Here is an 18418-nt window from a genome sequence, read left to right as displayed (position 1 = left end):
TTCCAAAATAAAAATATGCAGGTCAACAGGTAGTGGAGAACAAGCTTGGATTCAGTAAGCGGCAATAAAAAAACAGTCTCCGGCGAGCCGGCGCGGCCCGTGACCATCGCCCAGGTGGCGCGCGAGGCGGGCGTGTCGAAGACGAGCGTGTCGCGCTTTCTCGGCGGTGAACTCGATGCGCTGTCCGAGAACATCCGCCAGCAGATCACCAGCACCATCGCGCGCCTCGGCTACCAGCCGAACCAGATGGCGCGCGGCCTCAAGCGGGGACGCACGCGGTTGATCGGCATGGTCGTGGCGGACATGCTCAATCCCTACACGGTGGCCGTGCTGCAAGGCGTGGAAGCGGCTTGCCAGCAGCATGGCTATACCCTGATTTTATGTAATACCGGCAATGACGAACAGCGCGAACGCCAGTCGCTTGCCGCGCTGCGCTCGTACAGCGTGGAAGGGCTGATCGTCAACACGCAGGGACGCAATATCGAGTCGTCCGACTTGCAGCAGGCGGACATGCCCATCGTGCTGGTCGACCGCCGCATCGAGGGCGCCGATTTCGACCTGGTGGGCCTGGACAATGTGCAGGCGGGCCGGCTGGCCACCGCGCACCTGATCGAGCAGGGTTTCGACGCCATCGCCTTTGTCGCGCCGCCCTTGACGGGCGTCAGTTCGCGCCTGATGCGCGCCGACGGTTTCCAGTCCGTGATGGCCGAGCATCCGGGCTGCGTGGGCGAAGTACTGGCGGTGGACCTGGACGACAGGCCCGCCATTGACGCGCAGGTGCGTCTATGCCTGGCGCAATGGCGCGGCCGCCGGGTGGCGCTGCTGGCCTCGAACGGCATGGTGGCGCTGGAACTGGCGCTGATGCTGCAGCGCCTCGCATTGCGCATGCCGCAGGACGTGGGCTTGCTGGGCTTTGACGAATTGCCATGGTCGCCGCTGGCGGGCCTGAGCACGATCGAGCAGCAGACGTACGAGATCGGCTTTTCGGCGATGACGTGCATGCTGTCGCGCCTGCAGGGCGAGCAGTGCCCGCCGCGCGAGGTGCTGTTGCCAGGCAAGCTGATTGTGCGCAACTCCACCCGGGGCGGCGACTGACGGGGAAGAGGGCCTTGCCCTTTTTTTTGGGAAGGCTATGGAACCGGTTTCATAGATTGTATTCAGCCAGGAAAGGGGCATGGATAGACAGGCAGGGCAATGGTTGGCAGGAGCTTGAAAATAAGTTGAAACGACACGGCAAGAGACGAAATAAATCGTCCATTTGACAATATTCCCGGAAGTGCCTCGACGAGGCCGGTACCGGGATCACAGGAGACTGAGCATGAAGATGATGACACTGTTTTACGCGAAATTCGTGGCCTGCGCACTGGCAGCAACGTGCGCCCTCGGTGCGGCCGCCGACGCCGGCGCCCAGACGCTTGGCGACCTGATCAAGAAGGGCAAGCTGACCATCGGCGTGGTCAGCGGCACGCCGCCGTTTGGCAGCATCGACGCCAAGGGCGTGCCCGTCGGCTATGACGTCGATGTGGCCAACCTGATCGGCAAATACCTGAACCTGCCCGTGGAAATCGTCCCGCTGACGGCGCCGTCGCGCGTGCCATCGCTCGAGTCGGGCAAGGTCGACTTCCTCGTGGCGACCCTGGCGCCCACGCCGGAACGGGCCAAGACCCTGATGTTCACCATGCCCTATAGCGCGTTCGAGCTGGCCATCGTCGCGCCGGTCGGCGGAAAATTCAAGGCCCTGGCCGACTTGAAGGGCAAGAAGGTGGGCGTGACGCGCGGCACCACGAATGACACGGCGCTGAGCCGCATGGCGCCGGCCGGCACCAGCATCGTGCGTTTCGAGGATGACGCCACCGTCACCCAGGCTTTGCTCAGCAAGCAGGTCGACGCCGTCTCGATTCCCAGCACGATGGCGCTCGACATCATCAAGACGCGCGGCGCGGGCAAGATCGAGGTCCGCTTTTCCTACTCGCTGCAACCGAACTCGATGGCGGTGCGCCGCGGCGACTTCGAGCTGCACCAGTGGCTCAACAACTTCATCTACTACGTCAAGCTGAACGGCGAACTCGACGCCATCGCGCGCAAGTGGAGCGGCGCGCCGCTGCCGGCGCTGCCGACCTTCTGATACCGCAACCCGCACAGCGATAGTGCTCGTCCGCACGGCGCGCCGTCACGGTGGCGCGACCGGGGACGCACACGTAGAAAGGAGTTGAGTATGCCGTATGAATTTCATTTCGAACTCGTCATGCAATCGCTGGACCGCCTGTTGTGGGGCGCGGCGCTGACGATACGCCTGAGCGCCCTGTCCATGGTGCTGGGGCTGGCGGTGGGCGTGTGCGCCGCCGTCATCCTGAAGAACGGTCCCGCCTATGCCCGCGCGGTGGTGCGCGCCTATGTCGAGATCATCCGCAGCACGCCGTTCCTGGTGCAGCTGTTCATCATCTACTTCGGCTTGCCGTCGCTGGGCCTGCAGCTCGACGCGAACGGCGCCGCGCTCGTCGCCATGACGGTCAACCTGGGCGCCTATGCGGCGGAAATCGTGCGCGCCGGCATCGGCGCCGTGCACCCGTCGCAGCTGGAAGCAGCGCAGGCGCTGGGCATGACGCGCTGGCAGGTGATGCGCCACGTGGTGCTGCTGCCGGCGCTGGAAAAAGTCTATCCGGCGCTGGCCAGCCAGTTCACCTTGATGATGCTGGCCTCGAGCGTCGTGTCGGCCATTTCCGCCGAAGAGCTGACTGCCGCCGCGCACCTGCTCGACTCGGAAACCTTCCGCAGCTTCGAGATCTACATCGTCGTGATGGTGCTGTACATCCTGCTGGCTCTGCTGTTCCGCTTCAGCTTCTGGGTGCTGGGCCAGATCGTCTTCAAACGCCGCCGCCGTCTGGGCGCGGTGCGCATGGGAGCATGACATGATCAGTGATTTTTCCTGGGATAACCTGCAATTCCTGCTCGAGGCCACGCGCTGGACCATCGGCCTGTCGCTGATCGTCTTCATCACGGGCGGCATCGCCGGCTTCGCAGTGGCGCTGCTGCGCACGGCGCGCAGCCCGTTCCTGCGTTTCATCAGCGCCCTGTACATCCAGCTGGTCCAGGGCACGCCCGTGCTGATCGTGCTGTTCCTCACCTATTACGGGCTGGCCCTGTTCGGCTACAAGCTGTCGCCGGTCATCGCGGCCGGCGCGGCGATGACGATCTTCGCCAGCGCCTACCTGGGCGAGATCTGGCGCGGCTGCATCGAAGGCGTGCAGCGGCAGCAGTGGGAAGCATCGGCCGCGCTGGCGTTGAACCGCTACCAGCAGCTGCGCTACGTCATCCTGCCGCAGGCGCTGCGCCATTCGCTGCCGCCGACGGTGGGCTTCATGGTGCAGATCATCAAGAACACTTCGATTACCTCGATCATCGGCGTGGTGGAACTGACGCGGGCAGGGCAACTGGTCAGCAATGCGACCTTCCTGCCGTTCATCGTTTTCCCCATCGTCGCCCTGATCTACTTCGCGATGTGCTATCCGCTGTCGCGCTACAGCCATTCACTGGAAAGGAAATTCCATGCCCATCGTTGAAATCGACAATATCAGCAAGAGCTTCGGCGCCAATCACGTGCTCAAGGGCGTGTCGTTCGCCGTCGAGCGGGGCCAGGTGATCGCCGTGATCGGCCGCAGCGGCTCCGGCAAGAGCACCATGCTGCGCTGTATCAACGGCCTGGAAACCATCGACAGCGGCAGCATCGTCGTGGCCGGCCACACGCTGACGGCGCGCCAGGAACACCTGCTCGACTTGCGCAAGGATGTCGGCATGGTCTTCCAGAGCTACAACCTGTTCCCCCACCTGACCGTGGAAGAAAACGTCATGCTGGCGCCGCGCATCGTCAAGAAGGTGCCCGATGCGCAGGGCCGTGCCACGGCGCTGCGCGTGCTCAAGCAGGTGGGTCTGGACCACAAGCGCGAAGCCTATCCCGAGCAGCTGTCGGGCGGTCAGCAGCAGCGCGTGGCGATCGCCCGTTCGCTGGCGATGGAACCGCAAGTGATGCTGTTCGACGAAGTGACGTCGGCGCTCGACCCGGAACTGACGCAGGAAGTGCTGAAGGTGATGGAAGAGCTGGCGCAGGCGGGCATGACCATGCTCTTGGTGACGCACGAGATGGAGTTCGCCCGGCGCATGGCCGACGTCACCGTCTTCATGCACCAGGGATTGGTGTGGGAAAGCGGGCCGTCGGAAGCCTTCTTCAGCAACCCGCAAACGCCCGAAGCGCGCCAGTTCGTCGGCGCGGGAGCGATCAAGTGAGCCCCGTCCTGGTGGCGGCGTCGGCCTACGGCGCAAGCAGGGTAAGGCAGCTGGGGCAAAGCCATTTCATCGACGTGGTGGCCGATGCGGGCGGTGCCGGCATCGAGATCCGCCGCGAACTGTTCACGTCCGACTTGCCGGACCTGGCGCGCATGGGCGCGGCGGTGGCTGCGCGCGGCCTGTACTGCGTGTATTCCACGCCCATCGAATTGTGGGATGCGGACGGGCGGTTGCAGCACGAACTGCTGCGGCAGATGCTGGACGAGGCGGCGCGCCTGGGCGCGCGCTACCTGAAGGTGTCGCTGGGCCATTACCCGGCCGCGCCGGACTTGCCGGCCTTGAAGGCGCAGCTGGAGGCCGCGCCCGTGGCGCTGCTGGTGGAAAACGACCAGACGGCCCATGGCGGCAAACTGGCGACGATGGCGCGCTTCCTGGCGGCGGCGCACGACATCGGGCTGCCCGTGGGGCTGACCTTCGACATCGGCAACTGGCGCTGGGTGGGCGAGGACGCGCAGCAGGCGGCGCGCCTGCTGGCGCCGTACGTGCGCTACGTGCATTGCAAGGCGGTCCTGGACGACGGGGGCCGGCTGTCCGCCTGCGCCGTTTCCGACGCCGATCCATCCTGGCGCGCCGTCTTCGCGCACTTTACGCCGGGCGTGCAGCGGGCCATCGAATTCCCGCTCGAGGGCGCCGACCTGGTGGCCGAAACGGGCCGCTATATTCAGATACTGGAGGCTGCATGATGAAGCTTGACGTTGTTACCTATGGCGAAGCGATGGCGATGTTCGTTGCCGAGCAAACGGGCGACCTGGCGACCGTGGCGCACTTCACGCGCCGCCTGGCCGGCGCCGAGACGAATGTCGCCATCGGCCTGGCGCGCCTGGGCTTGAAAGTTGGCTGGCTGAGCCGCGTGGGCGACGACTCGTTCGGCCGCTTCATCCGCGCCAGCGTGCAGGCCGAGGGCGTCGATTGCAGCCGGGTCGTCGCCGTCGCCGGCCAGTCCAGCGGTTTCCTGCTCAAGGAGAAGGCCGAGAACGGCGCCGATCCGCTGGTCGAATACTTCCGCAAGGGTTCCGCCGCCAGCCGGCTGGCGCCCGAACACTTCGACCCCGCCTATTTCCTGTCCGCGCGCCACTTGCACGCCACGGGTGTGGCCGCGGCGCTGTCCGAGACCAGCCTGGCGTTCGCCAGCCAGGCGCTTGACTTCATGCGCGCCAACGGCCGCACCGTGTCGTTCGACCCGAACCTGCGCCCCTCGCTGTGGCCGTCGAAAGCCGTCATGGTCGAACAGATCAACCGCCTCGCCGCCAAGGCGGACTGGGTGCTTCCCGGCCTGGGGGAGGGAAAAATCCTCACCGGCCACGATCTGCCACACGACGTCGCCGGCTTTTATCTGCAGCAGGGCGCGCGCCTCGTGGTCATCAAGCTGGGCGCCGAGGGCGCCTATTACCGCACGGCCGAGGGCGACAGCGGCATGGTGGCGGGCGAGCGCGTGGCCAACGTGGTCGACACGGTGGGCGCCGGCGACGGCTTCGCGGCGGGCCTGGTCAGCGCCTTGCTGGAAGGCTTGCCGCTGGCGCAGGCGGTAGGGCGCGGCAACCGGGTCGGCGCCTTCGCCATCCAGGTGGCCGGCGACATGGAAGGCTTGCCGACCCGCGCCCAGCTCGACGCGCTGGTCCCATCTTGAACCGTACAGGGGAAACACTCGTGAAAAAACATGTGGTTGTCTATAAAAAGCTGGCCGAGCCGCTGCTGGCGCGCCTGCGCGCCGAATGCGATGTGACGTATTTCGAGGCGATCGACGCGGGCAACCGCGCCGCGTTCGCCGCCGCCATCCGCAGCGCGCACGGCTTGCTGGGCGCCAGCGTGCGCCTGGACCGCGAACTGCTGGACCCGGCCGTCGACCTGCGCATCATTTCCACCATTTCCGTGGGCGTCGACCAGTTCGACGTCGATTACCTGCGCGAACGGGGCATCTTGCTGGCCAATACACCGGACGTGCTGACGGAAACGACGGCCGACACGATCTTCGCGCTGATCCTCGCCAGCGCGCGGAGAGTCGTCGAACTGGCCGAATTCGTCAAGGCCGGACGCTGGACGTGCAGCGTGGGCGAGAGCCAGTACGGAGTCAATGTGCACGGCAAGACCATCGGCATGCTGGGCATGGGCCGCATCGGCCGCGCCGTCGCCCGCCGTGCCGCGCTGGGCTTCGGCATGCAGGTGCTGTACGTGAATGGCGAGGCGGTGCCGGAAGTGGAAGCGGCCCTGGGCGCGCGCCAGGTGGCGCTCGACGACTTGCTGGCCGGTTCCGATTTCGTCTGCGTGGTGCTGCCGCTGACGGCGCAGACGGAACGCATGATGGGCCGGCGCGAGTTCGCGCTGATGCGCCCCGGCGCCATCTTCATCAACGGCTCGCGCGGTCGCATCGTCGACGAGGCGGCGCTGATCGAGGCGCTGCGGCAGGGCGCCATCCACGGCGCCGGTCTCGACGTGTTCGAGCGCGAACCGCTGGCGCCGGACAATCCGCTGCCGCACATGGCCAACGTGGTGGCGCTGCCGCATATCGGCTCGGCCACGCACGAAACGCGCTACGCCATGGCGCAGCAGGCCGTGGACAACCTGCTGGCCGGCTTGCGCGGCGAGCGTCCGCGCCACTTGGTCGGCTAAGAACAGTATCGATAAAAAGACAGACAGGGAAAAAATGAAGAACAAGGTAGCAAGGGCAATGATCATCGGTGCCGGGGCCTGCGGCGGCCTGTGTAGCGCGCAGTCGAACGTGACCATGTATGGCATCGCGGACCTGGGCGTGGTGTCCGAGAATGGCGGCTCCGGTGGCAGGGTGCTCAAGCTGACGAGCGGCATCGCCAACGGCTCGCGGCTCGGTTTCAAGGGCAGCGAAGACCTGGGCGGCGGCATGACGGCGATATTTACGTTTGATGCGGGCATCCTGGCCGACACGGGCGCATCGGCCCAGGGCGGCCTGCTGTTCGGACGCCAGGCCTTCGTCGGCCTCGCCAGCGCGGCGGGCACGCTGCGGCTGGGCCGCCAGTACACGTTCATCGACAGCAGCCTCGGGGCGCTGGACCCGTTTTACCTGGGTTTTGCGGGCAGGATAAGCAATGTCTTCATGGCCGGCTACATCAGCCGGGTCGATAACAGCATCACCTACAGCTCGCCCGTGCGCGGGGGACTCTCCGGCGAACTGGCGTACGGCTTCGGTGAAGTACCGGGCGACGCCTCGGCCAAACGCTACGCAGGCGCGGCGGCCACCTATGCCAGCGGGCCGTTGTATGTGCGCATGGCGCACCAGGACGCCAATACGCTGTCGACCGCGCTGGTGGCGGGCAGGGCGAGGAACACGGTGCTGGGCGCCACCTGGGACTTCGGCGTGGTCAAGGCGCATGGTGCCGTCGCCGTCAGCAAAAGCACGGCGGGCGCCGCCACCACGGTCGACAGCGCGGACCTGATGCTGGGCGCCACGGTGCCTGTCGGGCCGCACAGAGTCCTGTTCTCGTACGTGCGGCGCGACGACAGGCGCGCCGCCAACGGCGACGCTACGCAGATCGGCATCGGCTACACCTATGCGCTGTCGAAGCGCAGTACCCTGTACGCGGCCTACGCGCATATCGACAACCGCAACGGCGCCGCCTATGTGGTGGGCAACGCCACCGACAACGGCACCGGCAACCAGGCCTGGAACCTGGGCCTGCGCCACACTTTTTAACGGGAGAATCGAATGAAGAAAACCGGATGGATACTGGTCGGCGCCAGCACCGTGGCGCGCGAATGGATGGTCGACGCGATCCGCCAGCAGGGCGATGCCGAAGTGCTGGCCGTGGTCAGCCGCGATGCCGCGCGCGGCGCCGCCTTTGCCGAGCAATTCGGCATCGCCGCCAGCTATACGGACCTCGATGCGGCGCTCGCGCATCCGGGCGCGGACGCCGTGTACATCAGCACCACCAACGAGCTGCACATGGCGCAGACCTTGCAGGCGGCGCACGCGGGCAAGCACGTGCTGTGCGAAAAGCCGCTGGCGCTGAACCTGGAAGACGCCCGCCGCATGGTCGATGGCTGCGCCGAAGCGGGCGTGGTGCTGGGAATTAACCACCACCTGCGCAACGCGGCCAGCCACGGCAAGGTGCGCGAGCTGATACGCGCGGGCGAGATCGGCCAGCCCCTGTATGGCCGCGTGCTGCACGCGAACAATCTGCCGCAGCACCTGCGCGGCTGGCGCCTGGACGCGCCCGAGTCGGGCGGCGTCACGCTCGACATGTTCGTGCACGATGTCGATACCTTGCGCTTCCTGCTCGACGCGGAACCGCGCCACGTCACGGCTTGCGCCACCAGCGGCGGCATGACGGTGGCCGGGCTGGAAGAGGGGCTGATGGCGGTCATCGAGTTCGACAACGGCGCCCTGGTGCAGGTGCACGACGCGTTCAACGCGCCGCATTCGCTGTCCGGAGTGGAAATCATCGGCACCAAGGGCACCATCTTCGCCACCGGCGTGATGACGCAGCGCCCCGTCGGCACCATCAGCCTGACGCGCGACGGCGGCAGCATCGATATCCCCGTCGAGCATGAAAACCTGTACGTGCGCTCGGTGCGCGCCTTCCAGCGCGCCATGCGCGGCGAAGGACAGCCGGCCGCCACCGGTGACGACGGCATGCGCGCGCTGGCCACGGCATTGGCGGCGCAGCAGGCCAGCCGCAGCCACCAGCGCGTGACCCTGGCCGGCTGACACGGCCGCAGACGTAAAAAAGCCGCCTGATCGCAAAATCAGGCGGCTTTTTATCGGCTTGCGTCCGTGATTACTCTTCGCGGCGTAAATGCGGGAACAGCAGGACGTCGCGGATGTTCGGCGAATCCGTGATGATCATCATCAGGCGGTCGATGCCGATGCCGCAGCCGCCGGCTGGCGGCATGCCGTACTCGAGCGCGCGGATGTAGTCGGCGTCGTAGAACATCGCCTCTTCATCGCCTGCGTCCTTGGCGGCCACTTGTGCCAGGAAGCGGGCCGACTGGTCTTCCGCGTCGTTCAACTCGGAGAAGCCGTTGGCGATTTCGCGGCCCACCATGAACAGCTCGAAGCGTTCGGTGATGCCTGCCACCGTGTCGGAAGCGCGCGCCAGTGGCGACACTTCGACCGGGTAGTCGATGATGTAGGTCGGTTCCCACAGCTGCGCTTCAGCCGTCTCTTCGAACAGCGCCAGTTGCAGCGCGCCCAGGCCGGCCGTGGCGAATGGCTTGACGCCGAATTTCTTCAGCTCTTCCTTGATGAATTCCGCATCGTTCAACTGCTCCGGCGTGTAGCCCGGCGCGTACTTGTTGATCGCTTCGACGATGGTCAGGCGGTGGAACGGTTTTGCCAGGTCCAGCTCGCGGCCGCCGTAGGTCAGGGTGGCGGTGCCGTGCGCGTCGATGGCGGCCTGGCGGATGACGGCTTCCGTGAAGTCCATCAGCCATTTGTAGTCGGTGTAGGCCGCGTAGAATTCCATCATCGTGAATTCCGGATTGTGGCGGATCGACACGCCTTCGTTGCGGAAGTTGCGGTTGATCTCGAACACACGGTCGAAGCCGCCCACGACCAGGCGCTTCAGGTACAGCTCGGGCGCGATGCGCAGGAACATCTGCATGTCGAGCGCATTGTGGTGCGTGATGAATGGCTTGGCCGCCGCGCCGCCAGGGATCGTGTGCAGCATCGGCGTTTCCACTTCCATGAACTCGTTCTTTTCCATGAAGCGGCGGATCGACGAGATGGCGGCGGTACGCGCCTTGAAGGTGCGGCGCGTCTCTTCGTTCATGATCAGGTCGACGTAGCGCTGGCGGTACTTCGTTTCCTGGTCGGCCAGGCCGTGGAATTTGTCCGGCAGCGGGCGCAGCGACTTGGTGATCAGACGCAGTTCCGTGACCTTGATGGTCAGCTCGTCCGTCTTGGTCTTGAACAAGGTGCCTTGCACGCCCAGGATATCGCCCAGGTCATAGTGGTGCAGCGCGGCCATGGCCGCTTCGCCGGTCAGGTCCAAGGTGGCGTAGATCTGGATGCGGCCGTCGGCCTTCGGGCCGGAAGCGTCTTGCAGGGTGGCGAAAGCGGCTTTCTTGCCCGCTTCGCGCTTGAGCATCATGCGGCCGGCCAGTACCACGGTGACAGGTTCGGCTTCCAGCTCTTCGCGCGTCTTGCCGCCGTATTGCGCGTGCAGATCGGCCGCCTTGTGCTCGGGGCGGAAATCGTTCGGGAAGGCGACGCCTTGTTCGCGCAGTGCTGCCAGCTTGACGCGGCGCTCGGCGATGATCTTGTTTTCATCGGGTGCGGCGGCTTGTTCTTGGATATCCGTAGTCATGGTGTTCTTCGTTGGTGATTATTGATGATGTGGTGCCAGCGCTGGCGCCACGCTGGCAAACAGTGCGTCGACGTCGAGTGCGGAGAAATCCGGCACGATGGCAATGACGTTGTCGAAGGCGGCAAACGCCTCGGCCGGCAGGGTGGTGGTGAGCACCACGACGCGCATGCCGGCACGGCGGGCCGCTTCCACGCCCAGGGGCGCGTCTTCAAAGACGATGCAGTTGTGCGGCTGCGCGCCGGCCAGCAGCGCGCCTTTCAGGAAAACGTCCGGGTGCGGCTTGCCCCGTTCCACGTCGGCGGCGCCGACGATGGCGTCGAAGCGGTGGCGCAGGTCCAGGCCGTCGAGCGTGAACGCGATGTTCTCGGCCGGTGCTGCCGTCCCGACCACCAGTCCCACGCCAGCCTGGCGCGCGCTGGCAATCAGTTGGTCGAAACCGGCGACTGTCGCCAGGTGCGGGCCATATAGTTCGCGATAGACGACTTCCTTTTCAGCCAGCAGGGTGACGTGGTCGGCATCCTCGCCCAGGTACTTGGCGATGATTTCGTGTCCTTGCCGTCCTGCCGTGTCGCGGAAAAAGGCGTCCGCATCCAGCGCATGGCCGTGGCGTTCAAAGAACGCCAGCCACGATGTCGTGTGGAAGGCCATGTTGTCGACGATCGTGCCATCCATGTCGAACAGGAAGGCGCGCTGCGCTGGAGCGGGTGCGTTCATCCTTATACGCCTTGCTTGAGCGAGGCGGAAATGAAGTCGTCGATGTCGCCATCGAGCACGCCCTTGGTATTGCCCGTCTCGAAACCGGTGCGCAAGTCCTTGATGCGGGACTGGTCCAGCACGTAGGAGCGGATCTGGTGACCCCAGCCCACGTCCGTCTTCGAGTCTTCCAGCTTTTGCTGTTCGCTCATGCGCTTGCGCAGTTCATGTTCGTACAGCTTCGCTTTCAGCATTTCCATCGCTTCGGCGCGGTTGCGGTGCTGCGAACGGTCGTTCTGGCACTGCACCACGATACCGGTCGGCGCGTGGGTCATGCGGACGGCGGAGTCGGTCTTGTTGATGTGCTGACCGCCGGCGCCCGACGCGCGGTAGGTATCGACGCGGATGTCGGCCGGGTTGACGTCGATTTCGATCGAATCGTCGACTTCCGGATACACGAACAGCGACGTAAACGACGTATGGCGGCCGTTGGCCGAGTCGAACGGCGACTTGCGCACCAGGCGGTGCACGCCCGTTTCCGTGCGCAGGAAGCCGTAGGCGTGATCGCCCTCGACCTTCAGGGTGGCCGTCTTGATGCCGGCTACCTCGCCGTCGGACTGCTCGAGGATTTCGACCTTGAAGCCCTTGCGTTCGCAATAGCGCAGGTACTGGCGCAGCAGCATCGAGGCCCAGTCCTGGGCTTCCGTACCGCCGGCACCGGCCTGGATGTCGATGAAGCAGTTGTTCGGGTCCATCGGATTGTTGAACATCCGGCGGAATTCCATGCTTTCGATGACCTTGCGGATTTCCTGCACGTCCTGCTCGATCGCTTCGAGCGTGTCGTCGTCGCCTTCTTCGCGGGCCATGTCGAACAGGTCGCGGGTGTCGCGCAGGTCGGCATCGGCCTTGGCCAGGGTGAAGACGATGGCTTCCAGCGCCTTCTTCTCTTTACCGAGGTCCTGGGCGCGCTTGGGATCGTTCCAGACGGTAGGATCTTCCAGTTCTTCGTTGACTTGCTCTAGTTTCTCCGACTTGACAGTGAAGTCAAAGATACCTCCGAAGTTCGGCTTCGCGGACCGTCAGGTCGTTGAGCAGGGCGGAGATGATATTGATGCGTTCGGCTTCCATAATGTTCTGGTCTTCTATGGTGAAATCAAACCCTGAATTATACGCGAGCGCGGCGCGTTTCTGATGCCGGGGGCGCCGAATCGATGCCGCACAGGGCAATAAAATCATCATTTCGCTGTATTTTCGACAATATTTTTGCCTTGATAGGGGCTGCCGTGCTGCGTATGATGCTGGCGATATTGTCTTTCCACAGGAATACATCATGCTTCAATCTCCCCGTCTTGCCCTGTTACCGTTGCTGCTGGCCGGCTGCGGCACTTTGCCGCCCGCCGCCCCCGGACCAGTCCAGCCGCTGGCCGCGCCGGCCGGCAGCAGCGCCACCCTGGCCCTGCTCGAGACGACGGACTTGCACGCGAATGTGCTTAGTTATGATTACTACAAGCTGCAGGCGGAGCCGTCGATCGGTCTGGAACGCACGGCGGCCCTGATCGCCCAGGCGCGCGCGCAGTTCCCGAACAATCTCCTGCTCGACAACGGCGACACCATCCAAGGCACGGCGCTGGCCGACTATCAAGCCCTCGTGAAACCGCTGGCCTGCGACCAGACCCTGGCCATCTACAAGGCCATGAACCTGTTGAAAGTGGATGGCGGCGGCATCGGCAACCATGAATTCAACTACGGCCTGGCGTTCCTGAGCCAGGTGACGGGCAACCGCTTCGACGTCGACAGCGTCGACGCCGGCAAACCGCGCTGCGCCGGCCCCGCGTTCCCGCAAGTGCTGGCCAACGTCTACAGCGTCAAGACGGGCAAGCCCCTGTTTGCGCCATACCACATCATAGCCAAGCAGATCACGGCAACCGGCCCCGATGGCAAGCCCGTGACGAGCAGTGTGAAGGTGGGCATCATCAGCTTTGCGCCGCCCACCATCATGGCCTGGGACAAGCGCTGGCTCGAAGGGCGCGTCTATACGCAGGGCGTGCGCGAGACGGCGGAAAAATTCATCCCCGAGATGCGCGCCAAGGGCGCCGAACTGGTGGTGGCCATTTCGCACGGCGGCCTCGATGACAGCCCGTATTCGCCGACCATGGAAAACGGCAATTACTACCTGTCGCAAGTGCCGGGCGTGGACGCCATGCTGATCGGCCACTCGCACCAGCTGTTCCCGAACGCGGCCAGCACGGTGCCGCAGTTTAATTTGCCGGGTGTCGACAAGGTCAGGGGATTGGTCAATGGCGTACCCACCGTGATGGCCAATTTGTGGGGCAAGCACCTGGGTGTGATCGGCCTCGCGCTGCGCCATGACGGCAAGCAGTGGGTCGTCGACAAGAGCGCCACGACGGTGGAAGCGCGCGGCATCCAGAACGCGGACAAGAGTTACGTCCAGCCCGATGCGGCCATCGCCAAGCTGGTGGCCGAGGAACACGCGGCGACGATTGCCTACGTGCAGACGCCCGTGGGCGCCACGGACTTCCGCATGTCGACGTATTTTGCCGACGTGGGCGACGTGAGCGCCATCGAGGTGGTGAACCAGGCGCAAACCGGCTATCTGGCTGCCTACGTCAAAGCGAACCTGCCGCAGTACGCGCACCTGCCCGTGCTGTCGATGTCGTCGCCGTTCAAGAGCGGCTCGGCCGGCGTGTCCGACTACACGGACGTCAAGGCGGGCAATGTGGCGCTCAATAACGCGGCTGATTTGTACCTGTACCCGAACGCGCTGTACGGCGTGAAGATGAATGGCGCGGACCTGAAAGCCTGGCTGGAACAGTCGGCGCAGCGCTTCAATACCATCGACCCGAACAAGCTGGAAGCGCAGGAATTGGTCAATACGGCCCATCCGAGCTACAACTTCGACGCGATCACCAGCGCCGACGTGCGCTACCAGATCGACGTCACGCAAAAGCCCGGCCAGCGCATCAAGGGCCTCAGCTACAAGGGCAAACCGGTGGACGCCAGCCAGGAATTTTTGATCGCGACGAATAACTACCGCGCCAGCGGCGGCGGCAATTTCCCTGGCCTGGACGGCAGCAAGACGGTGGCGGCTTCGCCCGACAACAACCGCGAACTGCTGATCGCTTACGTCACGCAGCAGAAAAACCTGACACGCGCGAAAAACGGCTCGGCGCGCAGCTGGCGCTTCGCCAAGGTGGCTACGAAAGGCCCCGTGGTTTTCCACTCGGCGCCAAACGTGATCGACCTGGCGAAAGCGGCCGGCATCGACAACGTCACGCAGCTGAAGCTTGACGACGGCGCTGGCAAGGGCTTTGCGCTGTACCAGCTCGACCTGTCGAAATGATGCTGGCAAACTTGCTGCTGGCCACCGCGCTGGCGTCGCCCGTTGTGGCTGCGCCCGATGTCACGGGGCAGGCCAAGGTCCTGATGCGCGTGGGACAAGCGAGCCAGCCGCAGGCGCGCGCCCTGTTCGAGCAGGCCGCGGGGCAGGGCAGCGGCCCGGCCGCATACTACCTGGGCCTGATGCACAAGAACGGCATGGGCGGCCCGCAAGACGGCGCCGCCGCGCTGCGCTGGCTGGAACTGGCAGCGCAGCGCGGCGTGGCGCCGGCCATGTTCATCGTGGCGAACATGCTGCTGGACAGCGATGAGGTGCGGGCGCGTTACTGGCTCGACGCCGCCTGCGACCTCGACTACCCGGAAGCGCTGCAGCAGAAATCCGTGGCCCTGGCCGAAGGGCAGATGGGTTATGCGCACAACGAGGAGCAGTCGTTCCTGTATCTGAAGATGGCGACGCATGCGATGGGGCATCGGGCTGGCGAGCCCTGAGAGCACCGCTGGCTATCCGTGTTTGTCATTTGACGGTACTTATTGGCTTTTTTATAAAATTATGTGGCACTATGTCATGTGGTTTTTTTAATAACTCGATAATTCCGGGAGCCCGAGTGCAAAGTCAAATGATTCGCCAACAGAAAACAATGTTCAAGCAGCGCCGAAACGTTGTGCCGTCCTTGCCCAAGAAAATGGCGCATGCCATGCTGGGTGCTTTTTGCCTGCTTACCACTTCCGCGATGGCGCAATTACCCGCGCCCATCAAGCAGGGCCATCCGCGGCTCTTCGTCAATCAGGCGAGTTTTGATGTGCTGAAACCGCAGTTGCCGAATCTGCCAGCGGCATTTCCTGCCGCAGGCGGCAGCATCAGCCTGGAGTTATTCGCCAGGCGCAAGGATCCACTCGATAGCGGCAACCAGCCGATTTTTGGCGAATTCAATCCGAGCCGCAATGGCTTTTTCATTCGCCACGTTGATTCCTACGATAGCCCGGCCGGTGCGGTCGGGGAAAGCATCGGTTTCCAGGTCGGTTTCCAGGTCAATGGGCTGGCCCAGTATCTGTCGGTCGCCAGGATCGATTTAAAAGCCGATGCCTGGTCGGCCATCCAATTGTCATGGAATAGCCAGACCCATAAAATTGATTTGAAAGTCAATGGTCTTGTCGTGCCCACTGGCTGGAGAACGGTCGATGGTACCGGCGCCACGCTGCCGATGGAATGGCAGGCGGATGGGCAGACAAGCAGGATAGGCATGCGGCGCAATGAAACCATGCGCAATTTCCGCTTGCTCGATGCCGGTGGCCAGCAATTGTGGCAAGCCCCTGCGATGGATGCTTCGCTCAACAAGGCATGGTACAGCTTCATGGAGCGTGTCAATGGTCGGGTGGCCACGATTCAGGCTTGCCCGCTGCTTCCCCCTGCCGGCGGCGGACCGGAGCTGTGCAACGTGGCCACCGGTAGCCGCGGCACGATTTATGAAACTGCGCAGATGCTGGCCATGGCGTACCGCCTGACAGGTAATGCGAAGTATCTGGATGGCGCCCTGAATTACCTCGACAAGCTGCTGGTGACGGCCCCCGTTGCCGGCGGCGAGTGGTCGATGGGCGGACGGGTGGGGGCGATGGGCATCCTGTACGACTGGCTGTTTGCCGAGACGGGCACCCGCGCCGTTCCCGATGCGGTGGGCTTTGGCAGCTACCGCGACCTGATGGCGCAGAAAATCAAGGAAACGATCGCCGCGGATACCGGCAAGGGACACGAGAATCTGTTTGTCTCGATGTGCGGCTATCAGCAGCTATATATCACCAGTACCAGTTTTGATTGCAAGAAAAAGCCCGTGTATGAACAGTGGGACCGCAGCGAATCGAAGCCTTCCATCGCCAATTTCTATATCAGCGGCCACCCGTTTAGCGCCGTCAATAATGTCACCGTTGGTTTGCTGGCCATCGCTGACGAGCATCCGGAAGTGTTGCCGATGATCGAAACGTCGTATGCGCACTACGAAAAAGGCTTTCTTGCGGCGCGCGCTTTGATTTCGGTCGATGGCGGCCACCATATGGGCTTTGCCTATGGCGTATCGAGCATCCCTGAACGCCTGCTCCTGTGGCGCAGCGCGCTGGAAAGTACGGGGGCGGCCCCCCTGTTGCAGGCCGACTGGCAAGCCAGGCTGATTTATCCGTATATCTACGGCTTGCGCCATGACGGCAGCTTTCCCGCCAGCGGCGATAATTTCACGACGCCGCTCGGCAGCACGTTAATAGGACAGCTGGCGCTTGGCGCGGTCACGGATACGGCCGATGGCGTGGCCGGGAAGTTTTATCGCGAACATGTCGTGGCGTCGCGCAGTTCGCACGAGGCCTTGATACTGGAACGGTTGTTGTGGCCCGCTCCCTTGCCTGCGGCGCCGCTGGAATCGCTGGAACTGTCGCGCCATTTCAGGACGTCGGGCCAAGTGCTGATGCGCGATACCTGGGACTATGCGAATGCCACTTTACTGGAATTCAAATCGGCGTCCTTTATCGCGGAAAATCACCAGCACTTCGACCAGAATAGTTTCTCGCTCAATTACAAGGCTCCGCTGCTGCTCGACACCGGCTTGTATGAAGAATATGGCAGCAGCCACTGGTGGAATTACTATACGCGCAGCATTGCCCATAATACGCTGCTGATATTCGACAAGAACGAGCGTTTTACGCGCGGTGACAGGGAATTCAGCAATGATGGTGGCCAATGGTTCTATGCGCCGAGACAGGGCTACCCGACGATAGAGGAAATCAGCCCTGCGGGACCGAATGCGCTCGACGGCATCGTCCGCTACGAAAATACGCCGCAGTACACCTACACCAGCGGCAACGCAAGCAAGGCCTATGCCTCGAGCAAGCTTGATATGGCCAACGGTTTTGTGCGCAATGTGCTGTTCCTGCGCTCGCCATCGTTCTGGGGCAAGCCGGTCACTGTCGTCTTCGACAGCGTGCGCAGCAAGCAGGCCTTGCCGGCCACCTTCCTGCTGCATACGGCAAATGATCCGGTCTCCGCTGCGCCGGGCTTGACGGCGCTGGGCAATGGCCAGTACCAACTCGCTTACAGCGCAGGCCAGGAGCGCATCGTCACCATCCGCAATGGCGGCGGCATGCTGACGGCGCAGACGATCCTGCCGCTCGATGCCAGCGTGCGCAAGGTGGGTGGCGGGCAGGAAGGGGGGAGTGGCTGCGCGCAGATCAATCCCGGCACTGGCGAGGTTGCCGGCAATGGCGCCGATTGCCGTTTCACCGTGCGCAGGCGTCAGGCCGATGGCAGTTACCTGTGGCGCAATCAGACGGCGTTGGTCAGCACGCAGCAGTCTTCGACCAGCGACGTCGGCGCCTGGCGCCTGGAAGTGACAGCGCCCGCAGCGCCTGCGTTGAACGCGCCCGAGTATTTTCTGCACGTGCTGGCCGTGGCCGATAATGACGGCGCCACAGCGCCTGCCGGCGCGCCTGCTGCCTTGCGTTTAGCCGTGACTGGCGCTACCGAAGCCTTGTTGCTGGGTGAGCAATTGCAGGTGCTGTTCAACCGCGACGTGGCGCCAGCCGCCCGCATGGACTGGACTTCGCCGTTGGCCGCCGGCGCCATCCTGGCCACGGGCCTGAAACCGGGCGTCCATTATGCGTTGACGTCGGCAGCGGCGGGTAGCGCCTTTGCCAGGAGCCTGGTTGAAACGCAGGAAGGGACAGGCACGCACCTGAGTTCCGACCAGGGCGTGCTCAGTATCGAGTAAGCC

The 18418-nt window shown here is 63.9% G+C and carries 17 protein-coding genes; 13 read left to right on the top strand and 4 right to left on the bottom strand.

Annotated features, from left to right (window positions below):
• Nucleotides 1–45: 45 nt before the first annotated feature.
• The 10 genes from KO538_RS24425 (at nt 46) to KO538_RS24380 (ending at nt 9019) form a co-directional block, all read left to right on the top strand.
• On the top strand, nt 46–1095 hold the full coding sequence (locus tag KO538_RS24425; RefSeq protein WP_219329920.1) for a LacI family DNA-binding transcriptional regulator: 1050 nt from the start codon (nt 46–48) through the stop codon (nt 1093–1095).
• A 232-nt stretch (nt 1096–1327) separates the two neighbouring features.
• Entirely contained in the window at nt 1328–2125 is a 798-nt protein-coding gene (locus KO538_RS24420; RefSeq protein ID WP_374106883.1) for a transporter substrate-binding domain-containing protein, read from the top strand.
• A gap of 90 nt (nt 2126–2215) precedes the next feature.
• Nucleotides 2216–2908, top strand: a complete 693-nt coding sequence (locus KO538_RS24415) for an amino acid ABC transporter permease (RefSeq protein ID WP_070304996.1) — start codon at nt 2216–2218, stop codon at nt 2906–2908.
• A gap of 1 nt (nt 2909) precedes the next feature.
• Entirely contained in the window at nt 2910–3560 is a 651-nt protein-coding gene (locus tag KO538_RS24410) for an amino acid ABC transporter permease (protein ID WP_034755387.1), read from the top strand.
• The gene (locus KO538_RS24405; protein ID WP_034755389.1) at nt 3547–4281 is read left to right on the top strand and encodes an amino acid ABC transporter ATP-binding protein; all 735 of its coding nucleotides are present in this window, start codon (nt 3547–3549) and stop codon (nt 4279–4281) included. Before KO538_RS24410 ends, KO538_RS24405 begins: the two co-directional genes overlap by 14 nt.
• Nucleotides 4278–5024, top strand: coding sequence for a sugar phosphate isomerase/epimerase (locus tag KO538_RS24400; RefSeq protein ID WP_219329918.1), 747 nt, complete (start codon nt 4278–4280; stop codon nt 5022–5024). The genes KO538_RS24405 and KO538_RS24400 overlap by 4 nt, the downstream gene beginning before the upstream one ends.
• The gene (locus tag KO538_RS24395) at nt 5021–5968 is read left to right on the top strand and encodes a sugar kinase (protein ID WP_307788926.1); all 948 of its coding nucleotides are present in this window, start codon (nt 5021–5023) and stop codon (nt 5966–5968) included. Before KO538_RS24400 ends, KO538_RS24395 begins: the two co-directional genes overlap by 4 nt.
• A 20-nt stretch (nt 5969–5988) precedes the next feature.
• Nucleotides 5989–6948, top strand: coding sequence for a D-glycerate dehydrogenase (locus KO538_RS24390; RefSeq protein WP_219329917.1), 960 nt, complete (start codon nt 5989–5991; stop codon nt 6946–6948).
• 58 nt (nt 6949–7006) lie between these two features.
• The gene (locus KO538_RS24385) at nt 7007–8005 is read left to right on the top strand and encodes a porin (protein ID WP_257620554.1); all 999 of its coding nucleotides are present in this window, start codon (nt 7007–7009) and stop codon (nt 8003–8005) included.
• Nucleotides 8006–8017: 12 nt separating this feature from the next.
• The gene (locus tag KO538_RS24380) at nt 8018–9019 is read left to right on the top strand and encodes a Gfo/Idh/MocA family protein (RefSeq protein ID WP_219329915.1); all 1002 of its coding nucleotides are present in this window, start codon (nt 8018–8020) and stop codon (nt 9017–9019) included.
• Between the two features lie 70 nt (nt 9020–9089).
• Here KO538_RS24380 and lysS read toward each other — a convergent pair whose 3' ends face one another.
• The 4 genes from lysS to KO538_RS24360 all read right to left on the bottom strand — a co-directional run bounded on the left by lysS (nt 9090) and on the right by KO538_RS24360 (nt 12551).
• A complete protein-coding gene (gene lysS / locus KO538_RS24375; protein WP_219329914.1) occupies nt 9090–10619 on the bottom strand; it encodes a lysine--tRNA ligase in 1530 nt (509 codons plus the stop codon).
• Nucleotides 10620–10637: 18 nt separating this feature from the next.
• On the bottom strand, nt 10638–11333 hold the full coding sequence (locus KO538_RS24370; RefSeq protein ID WP_219329913.1) for an HAD family phosphatase: 696 nt from the start codon (nt 11331–11333) through the stop codon (nt 10638–10640).
• Nucleotides 11334–11335: 2 nt separating this feature from the next.
• A protein-coding gene (prfB, locus tag KO538_RS24365; RefSeq protein WP_115057524.1) for a peptide chain release factor 2 occupies nt 11336–12440 on the bottom strand; the annotation gives its coding sequence in 2 pieces (ribosomal slippage) (nt 11336–12358 and nt 12360–12440; 1104 coding nt in all).
• Nucleotides 12357–12551, bottom strand: coding sequence for a hypothetical protein (locus tag KO538_RS24360; RefSeq protein WP_070304980.1), 195 nt, complete (start codon nt 12549–12551; stop codon nt 12357–12359). The genes prfB and KO538_RS24360 overlap by 84 nt, the downstream gene beginning before the upstream one ends.
• A gap of 91 nt (nt 12552–12642) precedes the next feature.
• On the opposite strand from KO538_RS24360, the gene KO538_RS24355 reads away from it, so the two are divergent.
• The 3 genes from KO538_RS24355 (at nt 12643) to KO538_RS24345 (ending at nt 18415) form a co-directional block, all read left to right on the top strand.
• Nucleotides 12643–14673: a bifunctional 2',3'-cyclic-nucleotide 2'-phosphodiesterase/3'-nucleotidase gene (locus tag KO538_RS24355; RefSeq protein ID WP_219329912.1), complete on the top strand. Its 2031-nt coding sequence runs from the start codon at nt 12643–12645 to the stop codon at nt 14671–14673.
• Nucleotides 14670–15158 (top strand): tetratricopeptide repeat protein, encoded by a 489-nt coding sequence (locus KO538_RS24350; RefSeq protein WP_219329911.1) that lies wholly within the window; start codon nt 14670–14672, stop codon nt 15156–15158. The genes KO538_RS24355 and KO538_RS24350 overlap by 4 nt, the downstream gene beginning before the upstream one ends.
• A 206-nt stretch (nt 15159–15364) precedes the next feature.
• Nucleotides 15365–18415, top strand: a complete 3051-nt coding sequence (locus tag KO538_RS24345; protein ID WP_219329910.1) for a heparinase II/III family protein — start codon at nt 15365–15367, stop codon at nt 18413–18415.
• Nucleotides 18416–18418: the final 3 nt, after the last annotated feature.

Source organism: Janthinobacterium sp. NKUCC08_JDC (assembly GCF_019345575.1).
Classification (GTDB): Bacteria; Pseudomonadota; Gammaproteobacteria; order Burkholderiales; family Burkholderiaceae_D; genus Janthinobacterium; species Janthinobacterium aestuarii.
The sequence above is the reverse complement of the archived record's forward strand: the minus strand, read 5'-3'. Positions and strand labels throughout refer to the sequence as shown.

Bases quoted from the DNA above. Each gene is read 5' to 3' on its own strand.
- KO538_RS24380 (WP_219329915.1), top strand. From the start codon at position 8,018: ATGAAGAAAACCGGATGGATACTGGTCGGCGCCAGCACCGTGGCGCGC.
- KO538_RS24345 (WP_219329910.1), top strand. From the start codon at position 15,365: ATGCTGGGTGCTTTTTGCCTGCTTACCACTTCCGCGATGGCGCAATTA.
- KO538_RS24355 (WP_219329912.1), top strand. From the start codon at position 12,643: ATGCTTCAATCTCCCCGTCTTGCCCTGTTACCGTTGCTGCTGGCCGGC.
- KO538_RS24350 (WP_219329911.1), top strand. From the start codon at position 14,670: ATGATGCTGGCAAACTTGCTGCTGGCCACCGCGCTGGCGTCGCCCGTT.
- KO538_RS24415 (WP_070304996.1), top strand. From the start codon at position 2,216: ATGCCGTATGAATTTCATTTCGAACTCGTCATGCAATCGCTGGACCGC.
- KO538_RS24420 (WP_374106883.1), top strand. From the start codon at position 1,328: ATGACACTGTTTTACGCGAAATTCGTGGCCTGCGCACTGGCAGCAACG.
- KO538_RS24360 (WP_070304980.1), bottom strand. From the start codon at position 12,551: ATGATGATTTTATTGCCCTGTGCGGCATCGATTCGGCGCCCCCGGCAT.
- KO538_RS24395 (WP_307788926.1), top strand. From the start codon at position 5,021: ATGATGAAGCTTGACGTTGTTACCTATGGCGAAGCGATGGCGATGTTC.
- lysS (WP_219329914.1), bottom strand. From the start codon at position 10,619: ATGACTACGGATATCCAAGAACAAGCCGCCGCACCCGATGAAAACAAG.
- KO538_RS24370 (WP_219329913.1), bottom strand. From the start codon at position 11,333: ATGAACGCACCCGCTCCAGCGCAGCGCGCCTTCCTGTTCGACATGGAT.
- KO538_RS24385 (WP_257620554.1), top strand. From the start codon at position 7,007: ATGATCATCGGTGCCGGGGCCTGCGGCGGCCTGTGTAGCGCGCAGTCG.
- KO538_RS24410 (WP_034755387.1), top strand. From the start codon at position 2,910: ATGATCAGTGATTTTTCCTGGGATAACCTGCAATTCCTGCTCGAGGCC.
- KO538_RS24405 (WP_034755389.1), top strand. From the start codon at position 3,547: ATGCCCATCGTTGAAATCGACAATATCAGCAAGAGCTTCGGCGCCAAT.